Source organism: Pelagicoccus sp. SDUM812005 (genome assembly GCF_031127875.1).
In the GTDB taxonomy this organism is placed as follows: Bacteria; Verrucomicrobiota; Verrucomicrobiia; order Opitutales; family Opitutaceae; genus Pelagicoccus.
This window is the reverse complement of record NZ_JARXIA010000027.1, coordinates 62,602-79,721: the sequence shown is the minus strand read 5'-3', so window position 1 is coordinate 79,721 and position 17,120 is coordinate 62,602. Positions and strand designations below refer to the sequence as shown.

10 protein-coding genes are annotated in these 17,120 nt (G+C 57.7%); 5 read left to right on the top strand and 5 right to left on the bottom strand.

Annotated features, from left to right (window positions below; translation table 11 throughout):
• Nucleotides 1-93: 93 nt before the first annotated feature.
• Complete coding sequence (locus QEH57_RS22815) at nt 94-3,075, bottom strand: hypothetical protein (RefSeq protein ID WP_309009114.1); 2,982 nt, start codon at nt 3,073-3,075, stop codon at nt 94-96.
• A gap of 668 nt (nt 3,076-3,743) precedes the next feature.
• On the opposite strand from QEH57_RS22815, the gene QEH57_RS22810 reads away from it, so the two are divergent.
• Nucleotides 3,744-4,730 (top strand): NAD(P)-dependent oxidoreductase, encoded by a 987-nt coding sequence (locus tag QEH57_RS22810; protein ID WP_309009113.1) that lies wholly within the window; start codon nt 3,744-3,746, stop codon nt 4,728-4,730.
• 292 nt (nt 4,731-5,022) lie between these two features.
• On the opposite strand, the gene QEH57_RS22805 is transcribed toward QEH57_RS22810, so the two are convergent.
• Together QEH57_RS22805 and QEH57_RS22800 are read right to left on the bottom strand one after the other, a co-directional pair.
• Nucleotides 5,023-6,780 carry a hypothetical protein gene (locus QEH57_RS22805; RefSeq protein WP_309009112.1) on the bottom strand — a complete coding sequence of 586 codons (1,758 nt, stop codon included), beginning with the start codon at nt 6,778-6,780 and terminating at the stop codon, nt 5,023-5,025.
• A gap of 306 nt (nt 6,781-7,086) precedes the next feature.
• Nucleotides 7,087-7,698, bottom strand: a complete 612-nt coding sequence (locus QEH57_RS22800; RefSeq protein WP_309009111.1) for a TetR/AcrR family transcriptional regulator — start codon at nt 7,696-7,698, stop codon at nt 7,087-7,089.
• 341 nt (nt 7,699-8,039) lie between these two features.
• Here QEH57_RS22800 and QEH57_RS22795 point away from each other — a divergent pair, with 341 nt between their 5' ends.
• Nucleotides 8,040-9,413 carry an alkyl/aryl-sulfatase gene (locus QEH57_RS22795; protein ID WP_309009110.1) on the top strand — a complete coding sequence of 458 codons (1,374 nt, stop codon included), beginning with the start codon at nt 8,040-8,042 and terminating at the stop codon, nt 9,411-9,413.
• Nucleotides 9,414-9,674: 261 nt separating this feature from the next.
• On the opposite strand, the gene QEH57_RS22790 is transcribed toward QEH57_RS22795, so the two are convergent.
• Nucleotides 9,675-12,266, bottom strand: coding sequence for a glycoside hydrolase family 3 C-terminal domain-containing protein (locus QEH57_RS22790; RefSeq protein ID WP_309009109.1), 2,592 nt, complete (start codon nt 12,264-12,266; stop codon nt 9,675-9,677).
• Between the two features lie 208 nt (nt 12,267-12,474).
• Here QEH57_RS22790 and QEH57_RS22785 point away from each other — a divergent pair, with 208 nt between their 5' ends.
• Nucleotides 12,475-12,921, top strand: a complete 447-nt coding sequence (locus QEH57_RS22785; RefSeq protein ID WP_309009108.1) for a carbohydrate-binding protein — start codon at nt 12,475-12,477, stop codon at nt 12,919-12,921.
• A 30-nt stretch (nt 12,922-12,951) separates the two neighbouring features.
• Here QEH57_RS22785 and QEH57_RS22780 read toward each other — a convergent pair whose 3' ends face one another.
• Nucleotides 12,952-13,620, bottom strand: a complete 669-nt coding sequence (locus tag QEH57_RS22780) for an SGNH/GDSL hydrolase family protein (RefSeq protein WP_309009107.1) — start codon at nt 13,618-13,620, stop codon at nt 12,952-12,954.
• Between the two features lie 142 nt (nt 13,621-13,762).
• Here QEH57_RS22780 and QEH57_RS22775 point away from each other — a divergent pair, with 142 nt between their 5' ends.
• Nucleotides 13,763-15,256: a sulfatase-like hydrolase/transferase gene (locus QEH57_RS22775; protein WP_309009106.1), complete on the top strand. Its 1,494-nt coding sequence runs from the start codon at nt 13,763-13,765 to the stop codon at nt 15,254-15,256.
• Between the two features lie 16 nt (nt 15,257-15,272).
• The gene (locus tag QEH57_RS22770; protein ID WP_309009105.1) at nt 15,273-17,069 is read left to right on the top strand and encodes a hypothetical protein; all 1,797 of its coding nucleotides are present in this window, start codon (nt 15,273-15,275) and stop codon (nt 17,067-17,069) included.
• Nucleotides 17,070-17,120 lie beyond the last annotated feature (51 nt).

The window sequence follows — 17,120 nt, the reverse complement described above, 5'->3', positions numbered from 1 at the left end:
CCCCACCCAGCGGACGGCAAAAACAAAAAGCCCCCGAAGCGCAAGGCGCGACGGGGGCTGAAAAACTAGATCAAACGAATTATACTACCAAAACTAGAACGAGAAGCTGTTGGTAAGAGAAATCTTACGCGGTTCCTTGATCGAGATCTGATTGTAGAGCAACTCAGACGTATCATCTCCCCGCACTGCGTAGAAGAAGTTACGCGGAGTGTAGTTGTCCGTATTGAACAGGTTGCTCACATTCACTTGGACCTTCCAGTTTACATCCTTCTCGCCAACCTTGATCTTCTTAGAGTAGTTCCAGAAGAAGTTGGTATTGAAGCTAGGATCAGTCCAGAAAGGACGATCATAGTCACGGGTACGGTCAGCGTTCTCGAAGAAGCTAGTCTTCATCTTACCGCGCCAAGCGATATTAAGCCCCGTTTCATGCCCCTTCAACGCACCATCACGGAAGCGATACTTACCTAGGAACTTAGCTGTGTACATCGCCTTGTTGATATTTGGAATGCCCTCCTGACCTGCACGCTCAGCAAGGTTGACCACGATATCTTCCCAGCTGGAAGCAGCAGTTTCCGGGTTGGAAGCGCTGGATTCCGCGTCGACCATATCAGGATTAGCAGCCGCAAACGCCTCGACGTCCGCACCGTTCTCAGCCCACCATCCCATGAAGACCGAGCCAATGTTGGTAGCGACCTGCTCATTGTAGCTGGCAGCCAAACGCAGGCTGAGCCCCTTGATCGGAGAACCAGAAAGAGTCAGTTCATGACCGCGAGAACGGAAGTCACGCACATCCCAATTCTCTCCGCCTTCGAAAACGTCCTTTCCAGGGTGACCGTTTTGAAGCATCATTTTCCAGATATTTCGAACATCACCGGCTGGAATTCTCATACGTCCCGACTGCAATGCCTGGTTGGTGGTCGCAGTGCTGTAGCGAGTGTACTCGATGCGCAGCTTGTTATCCAAGAGATTAAAGCGCACGCCATAGTCTTCACTCTCGCCAGCTGAATTCGGCATCGCCTGACCGAACAAACCAACACGACCGGGAGAACCGCTGATATTGCTTGCAGCGTTTCCGACCAGAGCGATGTTCGGAGTCAACTTGAAGACAGCTCCAACGTTGCGGGAGATTCCGGATACAGAATCCCAAACCGTGTCAGGCTTGCTGTCAGGCATGAGCATGTCCGTAAGAACTGGCGTGAAATTCGGATCATCAGCCTGCTCCTTGGTGTAGTGCTCATACACGAAGTACTGGTCGTTGGAATCTGGATTTTGCCCAAAATTCGCCACAAACTGGTCCACGTTCTCTTCGCGGTAACCGAAGCTAGTAATCAAACGGCTTCTGAAGAAGTTGCTCTGAGCGACAAACATGTTGGAAGTGGTATCAACTTGACGCCAACCAGGGCGACCGACTCCATCCGTCAATGTCCATGTATAGCCGTCCATAGTGAAAGGGCCATCGTGAATGTAACGGTAGTCTGGGAACATGTCATCCGCCGTCAACGTACTCAAGTCGTCGCCAAGGTAATGGCGGAGGTACAATTTATAGATACCGAGATCCACGTCCACATCGTCGTAGTTGAAATCTGGATCGGGAGAATCGGTTAGAATCATCGACTGACGATTCGTGGTGTTGAGAACCTCTTCAGCCGAGTGCATGATCGCAAAATTATGCTTGCCGAGGTACTTGTTGCGCTCTTCGAGATCAAGCTCGTAGGCGAGCGTAGCTGTCATGGTTTCGGAAACGTTGCTTCGATCCAGGAAGTTATAGTTACCATGCTCGAGATAATACTCGCCGTAGTGAGGATTCTCGGTAACGCCATCCGGCAAGTAGAAGTTCGGATCCTTGTAAAGCTGACGGAAACGATGCTGATACTGCAGGCGTGTAGAATCAGTCTTACCGTATGCAGCCATCAAATACAGATCGTCAGTCAGCTTCTGCTCGAGGTTGAGATCGACGGCACGGTTGTTCGCTTCGGCACCGCCATTCAAGCCAGTCGGGCCAAGCTTCGGATTCCAATCCCACACAGGAAAGGAACGCTGGCCACCCAGATTAGAAGTATCACGAGGACGGTCAGTAAAGGCTCCGCCCTTCGTGTTGACAATCTGACCATCGATGACCGTCAAGCGGTCATTGTTGTTGCCGAACTGCTCGACACCCCAGGAACGCCAGGCCTGATTCTCCATAACCGTTCCATCAGGGAACAACAGATCGGACCTACGATTGTTGACTCCGGTGCCCAATACAGCGGGATTACCGAATTCGTCCCACGCATTATGGTAGTCGGTCAAGGTAGAGATGTTGGATGCCGGACGGAACACATTGTCGTCACGAACTTCGATACTACCTGTAATCAATGTATTTTCGAACGGACGATAGGTCGTGCTGAAATATACACCATCGCGTTGCTGATAAGAGGGCTCGATGTCGTATTCTTTCTTATCGTCAAACGCTCCGTAAAAGATGCCGAGCTTGTCCTCGATCAGCGTCTTGCTGCCGGTGATTTCTCCACGAGTTCCACCAAAGCTGTCGATTGTGAACTTTAGGTTCGTACGATCCTTGCTGCCGATATTGTAACGCTTCGTGAAGAAGCTTACCGAGCCACCACCGGGACCGGAGCCGAATAGAATAGCGTTCGGGCCTTTCGACGCGATGAAACGCGTGGAATTATAACGGTCAAACGGCATGTTACTGGCCGCAAAGTTACGCAGGCTCTTCACACCTACGAATCCTCGAATTTGATACGACGCGCCAGACTCGTATACGCCGGACAAGAAATCGTCACCACGCGGCTCCATATTCGAAACGATGTCGAACATGTCTTCCTGTTCGTTGATATTGAAATCCTCCATCATTTCTGGAGTGATCACATCAATAGGAACCGTGATGTCATCCAAGCTGATTTTCATACGGCTTCCCGAAAGGGAGTGCTTCGCACGGTAACCAGTGTCCTCGGACCCATCTACGGTAAAGGGAGTCAGCTCGAATATTTCGTCTTCCTCCGCGTCGGACTGAGCAAACAAGGGCGCAGTCAGCAAACTAGCAGCTACTAGTGCCACTATAGGGGGCTTTTTCATATTTTATTATAGGGTAGGGTTAGTTGTGTCTGATAACGCCCCTGAAGCGCACTGAGCACGCAGCGGGGCAGTAACGTGAGATCCTTACCCTGCAAAATACACCACCCTGGGACAAAGGAACAGCCGGTTACATTGGTAACTCAACCGCGTTACACTGGTAAAATTCGACTTTTTTTTGAACGCTCCCGAATTCAGCGTCCTCGGGACGCATTCCTGATTCTTTAAGCCCGCCTCCTAGGCACCGATGCCACCCGCTACTCCCCTCCTAAACACCTCGGAAGAATCTAAATCGCCCCCTAAGCAGGTCCAGGCCACCACCCCAAAGGGCAACTGTGCGGCAAACGGCCATCCTGCCCCCTATTAAACTAGAACAGCCTGCGTCGTACGCTGCTCAAACGCCCCTCCTGCCCGCAGGAGCGCTCCCCCTATCCCTGCCCCTCGCCCCAGTGGATCCAATTGTCACAAAAACGCTCCATTTCCGCCCGTAAGCCACTCCCAGCCTCCTATTTACCAAAGTAAGCAAGGGTGAACTTGAGAGTGGACCGCATTCCGCGACGCTAGAACCTTCGCCGCGAACCAATGAAGCGGAACTACCCAAACCCATTAACAGTGAGGGACGTGCCTCAACCACAACAGCGCCATACTCCCCGCACGAATTTACTATTTCCATGAGGAAAACTGCCTTTTTCAACGACAATGCCTACGGCTACAAGGGCTCGTACGAAAACATGCTGGACTACGTCTTCGCCCACGGTCGCCGCGAGGAAATCGAGCGCATATCCGATCTCTACCCCCACGTAATCACCACGAAGAACTTCGAAACGCACGTCGACAACCTCCAAGACCTCGAAGCTATCTTTTCGACCTGGGGCATGCCGGCCCTCACCGCGGAACAAGTCAGCCGCCTGCCGAACCTCAAGTGGATCTTCTACGCAGCCGGCTCCACCATGGGCTTCCGCCAACCTTTTCTCGACGCCGGCGTACGGGTCATGTCGGCCAATGCCGCCAACGCCATTCCCGTAGCTGAATTCTGCCTCGCCCACATCCTCCTGGGCATGAAGGGCTACTTCCGCAACGCCCGCGAAGCGATCGACCCCGTCGGCGCCCACTTCATGAACGGGTACGTAGGACCCGGAAACTACGACAGCACGGTCGCCCTCCTCGGAAACGGATCCGTCGCAATGCACCTCAAGTCCCTGCTCGAAGGCTTCAACATCGAGCCCATGATCGTGGATTCCTACCTCCACAAAAGCGACTACACGCTCGAAGAGGCCTTCTCCAAGGCCCAAGTCGTCAGCAACCATTTTCCCAACGTCGAATCGCTCAAGCACGTTTTCGACGAGAAGCTCTTCCGCCTCATGCCGGAAGGCGCCGTATTCATAAACACAGGACGTGGACCGCAGGTTTGCCACAAGGGCCTCGCCAAGGTCATGGCCGACCGCCCCGACCTGACGGCGATTCTCGACGTGCAGGACCCCGAGCCGCCCGAAGAAGGCTCCCCCCTCTACTCCCTGCCCAACGTCATGATCAGCACCCACATAGCCGGCTCGATCAACCACGAAGTCAGCCGTATGGCCGACCACGCCATCGACGCCTACCGACAGTGGATCAATGGCAACCCCGTTCCCAACGAGGTCGAGATGCAGATGCTCTAGCAGCTCATCAGCTCCCCCTTTCAAGCATCCTAGAAGCCGCCAACGCAAGTTGGCGGCTTCCTTGCATCCCAACCGTCACTCCTCGCTATGGATCCGAAGGCCAAGGTCGCCGGACTCCGCGAAAAGCCCATCCTTCGGTCCTAAAGGAAACGCGGCGTGCCCGGCGGTCCCGCCCTACCTTATGCGAATGACCAAACGAAAAACGCCCTAGAAACGGCAAAGGTCCGGTTGCACCCCTGCAACCGGACCCACTACCTAATGGGAGGCAAAACGCCTCCCATACCATTGAACCCTAATTCTTAATGCGGCGACCGATCACACGCAGTATCCACCCCACAGATACGACCACGCCGCCGCAGATCAAAATCAAACCTCTCGCTTGCGCGTCGTTCGGAACCGCCAGCAGCAACAGAGTCGCCACGCCGTAAGCCAAGCAAAGGTTGCTCAAGACCGAGTACTGGCGGCGATCGCCCTCGTACTCAGGCTCGTGCTCCTCGCTGCGATCGATCGGCGTATTCATCTCCGTGAAAAACTTGTCCACGTCCTTTCGATACTCGCTGGAGGAATTGCCGTAAAACAGCATGGAGAAGAGAAACCAAAGGAAGGTCGCCAAAAACACAGCCCCAGTGGTCAAGGCGATGTTCAAGTCGCCGAGCTCGCGAGCCGTCAGCTCCGCCTCCTGCCCCCAGATCGCCTGCAAGTTGTCGCTCGTGAAGAGGAAACGCGACGCCATCGAGGCCACGAAGCCAGCGATCATCGAGCTCCAGCCCGCCCACTTGGGCGCCTTCTTGATAAACATCCCCATCGCCATCGGCAAGGCCGCCGGCAGACCAAGCGAGGCCGAGGCCAGCAAGATCAAGTCGAACAGCTGCAGCGACTTGATCGTCGAAAACAGCATCGCCACCACGATCCAAACCAAGCCGTAAACCAGGATAAACATCCGCCCCACGAAGATCTGCTTCAGCTCCGAGGCGTCCTTGTTAACCACGCGTATGTAGAAATTCCTTACAAAGCTCGCCGAAAAGGAATTCAGCAAACTGTTCATCGAGGTCAAACTGGCCGCGAAGATCCCGCACACCAACAAGCCCAAAAGCCCCTGAGGCAGCAACTCCAAGGCGATGGCGACGTACGCCGCTTCGTTCGCGTTGTTGAGCTGTGGATACATCGTCTCCAACTCCGGAAACAGGATCGCCGCGCCCAGAGCCGGAACGATCCAGATTGACGGCAAAAGCAGGAAGCCCAAAACCGACACCCAAGCCGACTTGCGGGCGTCCCGGCCGTCCTTGACGAAGATGTAGCGGATCGCCCCAGACTGCATGCTGTTGGCGAATACGATCTGGTTGATCAACAGGGTGACGGAGAAAACGATGATCACGCTCGGGCGAGCGAACTCCGTCCATTCGAAATGGTAGCTCGGCATCTTTTCGATCAAGCCCGACAGGCCGCCGATATCCTCGTGCCCCAAGGTCAGAGCCGCCATGATCATGGTAATCGTGATCACGATCAACATCTGCACGAAGTCGCCCGCCGTGGCCGCCCAGGAGCCGCCCAGCAAGGTCATGACGATCGTCACGGCCCCGAGAACCAAGATGATCAGCATCATGTTCGCACCAAACACGCCGGACATGAAAACCGAGATCGTGTAGAGCATCACCCCACCGAAGAACATCTGGAAGAAGATCGGCAACCAGGTGAAGATCTGCTCGCTGGAAGCGCCAAAGCGATTGCGGATCGCCTCCACCGGCGAAATCACCCGCATCTGGCGAAAGCGATGAGCCGTGAAGATCAAGCAGGTAATGGTCGCGATCAAGTTGCAGATAAACAGCAGCAAAAAGAAGGTACCCGTCTCGTAAGCCTTGGCCGCGCCACCAGTGAAGGACCAGGCCGAAAACTGCGTCATAAACGAGCTGCTGCCCACGACCCACCAAAGCATGCCCCCTCCTCCGCGAAAGAAGTCGCTCGCCGTCTTGCTGAAGCTCTTGTAGATCGGCCCGAGCGCCAGCATGAAGGCAAGGTATACACCAATGACAATGTAGTCGTAGATACTCATTTTTGAGGAGAAAGCCAAACCCTAGCACCGGAATAGCCTCCTCGCCATAGAGCAAGGAGGCTACCCCAAGATACGAGAACTTGTTAGATGGGATAACTAAGAAAGGAGAGCACCTCGACCACCCCTGATCGATGATGCCCTCGCAGAGTCCTTACGGACTCACATCGAAAGCAGGCTTAAGAGAGCGCCCCCCAGTCACAAGCCCACCCCTTGCTTACTTTGGTAAGCAAAGCGGAAGCGACGCAGAGGCCCGAACAGGCCTCGGAAAAGGCGTCCGCAACCCTGGACCCAAGCCGCCCCTTCCCCCTAGCCTAGTCGCCGGGCGTCCGCCGCAAGTCCGTCCAAGATCGCCTGGGCTACGTGCTCCGCCTGTCGCGACACCTCCGAAGCATCGAAGGGCGCCCCCGGAAACAAAAGGGGGTAAAGATGGGCGCTGTGCAGCGGGCCCGTGCAAAGCGAAATTATGCTCTTCACCCAATTGCGAACCTTCTCCTCGGGAGCCTTCGCAGGAAGGAGAGCCCTGACAAATTCAGAGCAGTTCTCGAACTCAGGCTTGATCACCGTTTCCAAAATGGTCTCGGCGAAATCCCCCTTCATGGCGCTCATATCCTGATTGAGCCGCCGCAGCGGCGAATCGGGACGGAAGCGCTCGAAAAACCATGCCACCAGACGCCGCAGCTGCCCCTCCGGATCCCCCGGATCGTCCGACAGGCGCGGCATGCGCCCCATCGACGCTTCCAAATGCCCGACCACGTACTTCGCATAGAGCTCCGCCTTGCTGCCATAGTGATAGTTGATGGCCGCGATGTTCGCGCCAGCCGCCGTGGCGATCATTTGCACGGTCGCGCCCTCGAAGCCGTGCTCCGCGAATACCGTTTTCGCCGCCTCCAGCAGCCTATCCCTGGTCGATTGACTCATGTTCAAGGTAAATGGGAGGTTTCGGCTTCCCTGCCAAACACGAACTCGCTCGCCAGCAAACGCCTCCCGAAGAATCCGTATTCGTTCCCTAGCCTATTCATGGAAGCAAACTGCCCCCCTCCCCGCTTTGAGTCAAACGCTTTTTCAAATCGTATTTGAAATTATATTTGACTTTAAGGTTTTCGGCCCCCAGCTTCGCCATCATCAACGAGTCGCCTCCCGGCAAATAAAGGAGAGACCCCGGCCCTATGCAGGAAGCAAGGGCCTCACGCCCGGTCGCCGCGCTCCAGAAAAGCGCCGCCAGCGGCCCCGCTTCAACAACCAGCCAAACACTACGCCACATGAAAACAATCACAGCTACCTTAGCCCTTATATCCGCTTCCCTGCTTTCCCTCGGAAAAGCCGAAGCCGGAACGCAAACCGAACCGCACCTCGCTTTGGAGAAGCTCCATGCGCAAAACGAGCAATTCGAGCGGACCGTGGTCAAGGTCACAGACCGCGTCTACACAGCGGTCGGCTTCCACGGAGCCAATACCTCTATGATTGTCGGGGACGACGGTATCATCATCGTCGATACGCTAAAAGGCCCCTCCAGCGCCGCAAAGGCTTTCAAAGCCCTACGCCAATACAGCGACAAACCAGTGAAAGCGATCATCTACACCCACAGCCATGGCGACCACATCGGCGGAGCCAGCGCCTTCATCGACGGGCAAGCGCCAGACATCTACGCCACTGAAAGCTTCGGCTCGGCCGAAGGCGTCAACAAGGCGGTCAACCCCGTCAAGGCCAAGCGCAACGTACGCCAATTCGGCAGGGACCTCCCGCCCAGCCAGGCAACGAACCGGGGAGTCGCTCCGGCAGGAACGGAGGACCACGACGGAGGAGACGGCACGGTTGCTCCTACTATCCTCGTCCCAGAGAGCGGGCTGAAAACCACAATCGCAGGCGTCGAGATCGAGTTCCATTCGGCTCCCGGCGAAACCGACGATGCCCTTTTTGTTTGGCTGCCCAAGGAAGAGGTCCTTTTCGCAGGCGATAACTTCTACCACTCCTTTCCAAACCTCTACGCGATTCGCGGCACAGCCTACCGCGACGTTCTAAAATGGTCGGAAAGCGTCGCCACTATGGCCACCTTCAATCCCCGCTACCTCGTTCCCGGCCACACCATGCCCATCCTCGAGCAAGCTGCTGCAGTCCAAGCGCTGGAAGACTACAGCGAAGCCATTCGCAGCGTCTACGACCAAACCGTAGCGGGCATCAACGCCGGCAAAAGCCCCGACCAGATCGCCCACGAAGTCGCGTTGCCCGAACACCTTCGGGACAAGTCCTACCTCACCGAATTCTACGGCACCGTGCCCCATGCGACCCGAGCCATCTACGTCGGACTCCTCGGCTGGTTCGACGGAAATCCCACCACCCTCAACCCTATCGAACCGCGACTCAAAGCCCAGAAAATCGCCCAGCTCGCAGGCGGCGCCAAAAAGCTCACCAAAGAGATGAAGGCCGCTTTCGCCCGAGAAGACTACCAATGGGCCCTGGAGCTTTCGGACCACCTCAAATGGCTGGACGGTAGCGACAAGCAACTAGCCCGAAAAACGAAGGTCGCCGCCCTTCGGGCCTTGGCGGAGCGAGAATACAACGCTCCCAACCGCAACTACTACTTGAGCTACGCCAACGAACTGGAATCCGGCCAACTGAGCGAAATCTGGTTCTAGCCACCCCGCTTGAAAGAATCCTCGCAACGGCGCCCACACCTGCATGCCACGTCAAGACGCCGTTGCGAGGCACCCGAGGTGTCCGCCCCGATTCTACTCGTATCAGGTTTTCGGGTACATGCACTCCGACGCAGGACCGGCGCTCGTCGCCACACCGCAGAGCAATAGGGTCCGACGGGCTGCCGCGAATGGCAGCCCCACAGGCCAGGCCCTATCGCCGAAATCGCAATCACCCCTGCTCCTGACGACGAACCTTAAAAATCACCCGTCGATCTCTAGCCGAGCGCGTTGCCTGATATCCGCCGAGGAGGCTCCGAGCTCCAACTCGATTTCCCCCGCTTCCACCGCGTAGTCCGACTTCGATTCGTCCCAGTAGCGCAGGCTCGCGACCGGAAACGACAACTCTACCCGTTCCGCTTCCCCTGCTCGCAATGGACAGCGCCTAAAAGCCACCAGGCTCCGCAGCGGCCGTTCGATCGCGGAATCGACATAACGAGCGTACAACTGCACCACCTCGTCGCCCGCCCGCGGGCCTTCGTTCTTCAGCTCGAAGCGAATAGTCACCCTTCCATCGGCTTTCGACGTATCCACCGTTCCATACGAAAACCGTGTATAGCTCAGTCCATGGCCAAACGGATACAAGGCCTCCCCTTCGAAATAGCGATAGGTCCGGCCCTTCATGCTATAGTCGTAGTAGCGCGGCAGATCCTGGGTCGAACGGTAGAAGGTCACCGGCAACTTACCGGACGGGTTGAAGTCGCCCAACAAGAGCTCGGCCACCGCCGTTCCACCAGCCTGCCCGGGATACCAAGCCTGCACGATCGCAGGCAAATTTTCCGCCTCCCATGGAAACGCCACTGCCCCGCCGCTGCAGTTCACGAAGACGACCGGCTTTCCCGTCCCATGCAAGGCCTTCAGCAAAGCCGTCTGCACCGGCGGCAGTTCGATGGCGCTGCGGTCTCCGCCGTTGAAGGTCGCCACGTCCACCGGCATTTCCTCCCCTTCCAGCTCCCCGCTAATTCCCCCGAAGTAAAGCACTACGTCCGCCTGGCGAGCCATCGCAAGCGCCTCCTCGAAGAACGACGCGTCGAACTCCGGTTTGCCCTTCGGCATACCAAGCGGACAGCCTTCCGCGTAGAGGATTTCGAAATCCGCGCCCAGCGCCGCCTGCAAACCAGCCAAGAAGGTTACCGGAGCCGAAGGATCGCCATGGTAGTTGCCCAGCAACACAGGCACCGAATCCGCATTGGCCCCGACCACCGCGACTCGCTTCAAGGCAGACCGATCCAGCGGCAAAACACCATCGTTCTTCAGCAGCACCAGCGATTCGCGCGTCGCCTGCAGAGCCTTTTCCCGATGGAGCGGCGAATCCACCTGCTCCAGGCCAATATCCGCCCAAGGGCTTCGTTCAGCGGGATCAAACATGCCCAGGCGAAAGCGGGTCCGCAGCAAGCGAAACAACGCGAGATCGATCTCCTCGTCCGAAACCAGACCTTCGTTTCGAGCGCTCAGCAAGCTGCCAAAGGTCACCCCGCAATCCAAATCGCATCCGGCCTTCACCGCCGCAGCAACCGCCTTCTCGGCCGTATCCACAAACTTATGGTGCGCGTACACGCTACGAATGGCCCCGCAGTCCGCCACCACGTGACCGTCGAAGCCCCATTGCTCACGCAACAGGTCTGTCAGTAGAAAATCGCTCGCATTGCACGGCTTGCATTTCACGCGGTTGTAGGCGCCCATCACCGCTTCGACCCTGGCTTCCTTAACCGCAGCTTCGAAGTGTGGCAGGTAAGTTTCGTACAAATCGCGCTCGGGAATCTCCACGTTGAAGGAGCGGCGTCCCGGCTCCGGGCCACTGTGAGCCGCGTAATGCTTCGCGCAAGCCGCCACCTTCAAGTAGCGCTCATCGTCCCCTTGCAGCCCCTTGATAAAGGCCACCCCCAAACGTGCCGTCAGAAACGGATCCTCTCCATAGCTCTCCTGCCCGCGTCCCCAGCGCGGATCGCGATAAATGTTGATCGTGGGCGACCACATAGTGAGCCCTTGGTTGCGATGGTAGTTCGCCACCTTACCGAGCGCGTTGAACTTGGCGCGAGCTTCCGTCGATATCACCTCGGCCACCTCCTGCAGCCGCTCCGCATTCCACATCGCCGCCAGGCCGGTCGCCTGCGGAAAAACCGTGGCGTATCCATTTCTCGCGACCCCATGCAAGCACTCGTTCCAGTAGTCGTAGCCGGGCACGCCGAGCCGTTCGATCTGCCCCGCCGCATTGACCAATTGGTCGATCTTCTCCTTCAGCGACATGCGGCGAATCAAGTCCTTCACCCGCAACTCCAGCGGCTGTTCCGGATCGTCGTAAACCTGAGGCTCGCTTACCACCGGCACCACCCGCGAGGCGGGATCCACTGCGTCCGCCAGCTCCGCCGCCCGCACCCGAGCGACCAAGCGTCCTTGCTCGTCGAATACGCAAACCTCGTTGAACTTCGCTTCCTGCACCACGCCTTCGAACGACAAAGCCAAGGGGCCACGCTGGGCGTCGCCCAAGTGCTCAACCTCGCCGCAAATCCGCAAAATCTCGCGAAAGCCTCCAGCCGCCTTGACGATGTCGAGCTCCTTCGCCAGCGCGGTCGGCCCGCAACGTATCGTCATCGAGCGCATTCCCTCGTCGTCCAGAACGGCTTCCACCAACCCGATTTCCACTCGGTAACGCCCCGGCTCCAAGCCCGGAGCCGACAACTGAAAAGCCGTACCGGAAATCTCCTCCTCGTAAACCTCCGGAGAAACTCCATCCTTCGCGCCAAGCGTCTTGGCATGCTTCGCTTCACCGCTAAGCGTAAACTGAGCTTTTATCATATCTCTAGGGGATAAAATTGTATTCGGTCTCTGGAGACTCATGTGCCGAAAGGCGATTCCATCCCACGTCGCCAGCAGTGACACTGGTAACTTTCTCCCAATTCCCTGCTCGCAAGTGTAAGCGCCCATGAAATTGCGCCCCGTAACAAGCGATCCAAAGAATACGCTCTCACCCACCCGTATTACCCTCTAACAATACCCTATACCTATGATGAATCGACGTACCCTCCTCAAAAGCATCCCCCTCTCCCTCGCCATTTTCATCGGATTCACCGCCTTCGCCAAGCCCGGCGTCTTCGATCCCGAAGACGCGGAACTGAGCGGGTCGGTCAAAATCAACAAAGGCCGCATCGGCTACTGGAAGAAGAATTCCTCCGCCACCTACGACCTGAAAAAAGTCAAAGCTGGCACCTACCATGTCTCCATCAGCTACGCGGTAGACGCAAAGTCCGGCGGACTGGTCAGCATTCTGCTCGACGGAAAAACCGCTGGCAAATTCAAGGTCTCGAACACCGGTGGCTGGGGCAAATACAAGGTGATTACCGTGGGTCCCCTCAAAATCGAAAAAGAACATAGCACCCTCACCATCACCGGCGTGCCCGACTCCCAATACCTCATGAACATGGGCAGGGTCACCCTGAAAAAGGCCAAATAGGAATTTCCCATCCCCCCTCCACGAAAACGGCTACGTCACTGTAGCCGTTTTTTTGATACATATTCTAAGCATAGCAGCCACTTCGCGGGCGATCACGCGGCCGAGCTTAGCATGCTCGCTCGCCTCGAGATGGATGCCATCCACGGCGCTGCTGGAGATGGATTCGCCGGCGTCGATCATTCGCGCTCCACGCTCCTTGCAAACCGCGCGGTAGGCGCTCGCAAGCTGCCGCGACTTCTCCTCGCCGCCCACGAAAATCCCTTCCAAGGCCAAGCCGTCCATCGGAGCGAACGGCGGCGGGCAGACGACTAGGATCTCCGCCTTGCTACCCGTAAAGGCATCGGAATTAGCGCGAGCCAGATCGATCAAGCGCCCGATCCCCCAGCTCACGTCCATCGCCGAAACGCTGAAGCGATTCTTCAGATCGTTCGTGCCCAGCATGATGACCAGAAGGTCCAGCGGCATGTGGGACCTCAACAAAGGCTGCAGCTGGGCGTATCCATTCTTGTATCCCTCGATCGGATCGTCCCAAACCGTCGTGCGACCGCCCAAACCCTCTTCCACCACGTGGTACCCTTGCCCCAACTCCTGCTGCAGGACGCCCGGCCAACGCGTCTTCCGACCGAAGCGACGCCAGCCCGACGGGTCGCAGCCCCAGGTATTCGAATCTCCAAAGCAAAGGATCGTCTTCTCACTCATGGTCGACTTTCTACGACAGGCCCCGCAGCTTACTCAACCTCCCTCTTGCAAGCGCGCGTAAACGCAACTTGCTTACCATGGTAACCAGACGGGCTATTGTTAAGCAACGCCTCCCCGCTTCTCATATCCCTTCCCGTATAAAATGAGTACACGCCCCAATTTCGTCGTCATCAAAACAGACCAGCAGCGCGCCGACACCATCGCGGCCCTCGGCGCTGCCCACATGACCACTCCCAACATGGATCGCCTGGTACGCGAGGGAGTAAGCTTCACCCAATCCCACTGCTGCGCCGCGACCTGCGTAGCCTCCCGAGCCGCCTTCTATACCGGCCAGTTCGCCCACAATACCGGGGCCTACGGCTTCGACCAATGGGCCCATCACCGGACCTGGCTGCACGAACTCAAGGACGCGGGCTACCTGACCTCCGCCATCGGCAAGGTGCACCACATGCCCGGCGACGATCCCATGGCTTTCCACGATCGCGTCTATTCGGAGAACTTCACCGAATACACCTCCTACGACGACTATTCGAACTTCCTCTTGGAAAACGGCCAGGAAGACCCCTACAAGCTGCTCACCCAAAACGGCGACTGGCTTAGCAAGTGCAATTCCGCCCCCTTCCCCCTGGAAGAAAAGTACTTCGTCGACAATTTCATCGGCACGCGAGCCGTCGAGCGTATCGAGAAATTGGACACCGACCAGCCCTTCTACCTGCACGTGGGCTTCGTCGGCCCTCACGACCCCTACGCTCCCCCTCAACGCTTCGTCGACCTCTACGCGGACCGCGAGGTGCCGGAGCCGAAAGTCACCGGACGCGAATTCGACGAAAAGCCGCCGCAGTTTCGCCGCTTCATGGAACAGTGCATCAACCCCGCGACCTTCAGCAACTGTCCCGGCTTCGGAGTCTACAACGTGCAACTCTCCGACAAGAGCCCGAACGAGCTACGTCGTATGCGCCGCCACTACTACGGCCGCATCACCGCCATCGACGAACAGATCGGCCACATCCTAGCCGCCCTCGAAAAGAAGGGCGCCCTGGAGAACACCATAATCCTCTTCACCTCCGACCACGGCGACAACCTCGGCGACCACCAGATGATCTACAAGTGGCTCATGACCGAACAAGTCACTAACATCCCCCTCGTCTTCAGGCTGCCCAACGGAGCCCGAGCGGGTGAAGTCGACAGCAAGCTTTTCTCCCAGATCGACGTCGGCCCCACCTTCCTCGAAGCGGCCGGACTAGAGTCCCAACCTCGCTTGGACGGCAGCAGCGCCTACCAGCGTCTGACGACCGGCGACGCCTCCAGCGCTTCGGATCGAGTGTATTGCGAAGACAACTACCTAACCATGATGCGAACCGAGCAGGACAAGCTCGTCCACTACGCGGGCCAAGACTACGGCGAGTACTACGACCTCGCCGAGGACCCGGACGAATCCCGCAACCTCTTCGACTCCCCCGATCACCAAGGCCGCATCAAGGAACTGCAAGCGGAGCTGCTCGACTGGGTCCTTAGCTCCCGCTACCTACGCTCTGCCCCCAACGGGCAAGCCCGGCCGCACTGGCCCGACTACCATCCCGAAGACCCTTACATCCTAAGCGGTCGCCCTCGCCCCGAACGCACTAAACTTCCCTAACCCCTTCCTTCCCGAAATGAGTACCTACGACTACATCGTCATCGCCGTCTACTTGGCCTTCATGTTCAGCCTCGGCCCCATCTACAAGAGCTTCAGCAAGACTGCGAGCGACTTCTTCCGCGGCGGCGGCGGCATGCTTTGGTGGGTGGTCGGCTGTAGCGCCTTTATGACTACATTCTCCGCCTGGTCCTTCACCGGCGGCGCCGCCAAAGCCTACGAGACGGGAACCTTCTTCCTGATCCTCTTCATCTGTAACATCTTCGCTCTGATCATCTGCTACTTCTTCACGGCCGACAAGTTCCGCCAGATGCGCGTCGTCACCGCCGTAGAAGGCATCCGCAAACGCTACGGCAAAGCCAGCGAGCAAGTCTACACTTGGCTCCCCCTCGTCTTCCAGGCCCTCTTCGGAGGCATCATGCTCTACACCGTTTCCGTATTCATGTCGGGCGTATTCTCCATGGATATGGAGCAGATCATCATCGTGCTCGGCATCGTCACCATCGCCATGACCCTCTTCGGCGGCGCCTGGGCAGCCACTGCCGGCGACTTCGTGCAAATGCTGGTGGTCCTGTCCATCACTCTCATCATGGCAGCCTTGACCCTCAGCCACGAAGAAATCGGAGGCTTCAGCGGATTGATCGAGCGCATCCCTAGCCAGCACTTCGACTGGACCGAATTCTCCCGCCCTTGGATCATCGTCTTCTTCGCCGTGACCTTGATGATCAACCAAGCGACCATGATGAACAGCATGCTCACCGGCGCCGCCCGCTACGTCTTCGTGAAAGACGGACGCGACGCCCGCAAGGCGGTCCTCATATCCATCGCCGGCTTCCTCATCCTGGCCCCCATTTGGATGATCCCCGCGCTCGGCTCCGCCGTGCTCTTCCCGGACTTGAGCGGCATGTACCCGCAGCTCAACAACCCGAACGAAGCAGCCTACGTCGCCATCGCCACCGAGCTGCTTCCCCAAGGACTTCTCGGACTGCTGGTATGCGGCATCTTCGCCGCCAGCCTCACCTCCATGAACAGCCTGCTCAACGTCTACTCCGGCACCTTCGTAAGGAATTTCTACATCCAAGTGGTCAACAAGCAGGCCAGCGAGAGCAACCAGATCCTGGTCGGCCGCGTGTTCATCCTCGTCTACGGAGCCATCTGGATCCTCATCGCCCTGCAGTTCTCCTCCGTCAAGGAGCTCGAGCTCTTCGACCTCATCCTGCTCGCCACCGCTTCCATCGGCCTTCCCACCGCCTTGCCACTGACCTTCGGCATGTTCATCAAGCGCACCCCGGAGTGGACCGGCTGGAGCACCATGGTCGTCGGATTCATCGTTTCCGTCATCGCCAAGATCTCCCTCACCGAAGAATTTCGCCAAAGCATCTGGGGACAGGAGACGCCGCTCAACGGCCGCGAGCTCGGCGACCTCAGCATCGCCATCACCACCGGCTCCATCTTCCTCGCCTGTAGCCTCTGGTATTTCTTCACCATGCTTTTCTACAAGAGCGCCCCCGCCGCCTACCGCGAGCGCGTGGAAGCCTTCTTCGAAGAAACGCGCCGCCCCGTGGACCGCGCCTCGGAACACCAGGACGAAGCCGAAAACGACCGCCGCCAGCACCTGGTGCTGGGCAACCTCTGCTTCGCCTACGGATCCCTCACGCTACTGCTCCTAGCGGTGCCCAACAAGATGTTCGACCGCCTGCTAATCCTCATCTGCGGCGGCCTGGTCGTCGCCGTCGGCCTCATCCTGCGCATGGTCGCCGCCCGCGCCAAAAAGGCCATCGCCATCAAGGAAGAGGCCATTCGCAAAGCGTCCTAGTCGCACCCGGCGGTTTTGACAAAGCCCGCGACTTCGCTTAGTTGCGGGTGA